1 pseudogene is annotated in these 378 nt (G+C 53.2%); it reads left to right on the top strand.

From position 1 onward, the window contains the following. Window positions 1–138: 138 nt before the first annotated feature. A pseudogene (locus OKC30_RS20415) lies at window positions 139–245 on the top strand (YfhL family 4Fe-4S dicluster ferredoxin); the annotation flags it as partial. Between the last annotated feature and the right edge of the window lie 133 nt (window positions 246–378).

The following is a 378-nucleotide window of genomic DNA, read 5'->3' as shown; positions in this document are numbered from 1 at the left end:
GAAGTTCGTGCGGATGCACAGGCAGTAAGCCTGTATCAGCGTCTGCGCCCCATGGACGGCATCCTCCGGGATCCCGTCCATCGGGTGGAAACCGAAGATCAGCTGATGGAGAAGTTTGTGCGGATGCTCAGGCAGTAAACCTGCATCAGCGTCTGCTCTAGAGGGACTGCATCCTCCGGGATCCCGTCCATAGGGTGGAAACCGAAGATCAGTTGATGGAGAAATTCGTGCGGATGCACAGGCAGTCCGCGTCTGACACGCGCGGAGTGCATTATCCAAAAATAGAAAAAGCCGGGCATGCCCCAATGCTGTTCAGATAAGCACTTTTTTGACTGATTATTCATAAATTGGATTTGAGTTGAGGGGGCAAGGCTGTGT

The organism is Aeromonas sp. QDB18, assembly GCF_027705325.1.
Lineage (GTDB): Bacteria > Pseudomonadota > Gammaproteobacteria > Enterobacterales > Aeromonadaceae > Aeromonas > Aeromonas caviae.
Note: the sequence above shows the minus strand (reverse complement) of the source record. Positions and strands in the feature narration are given on the sequence as shown.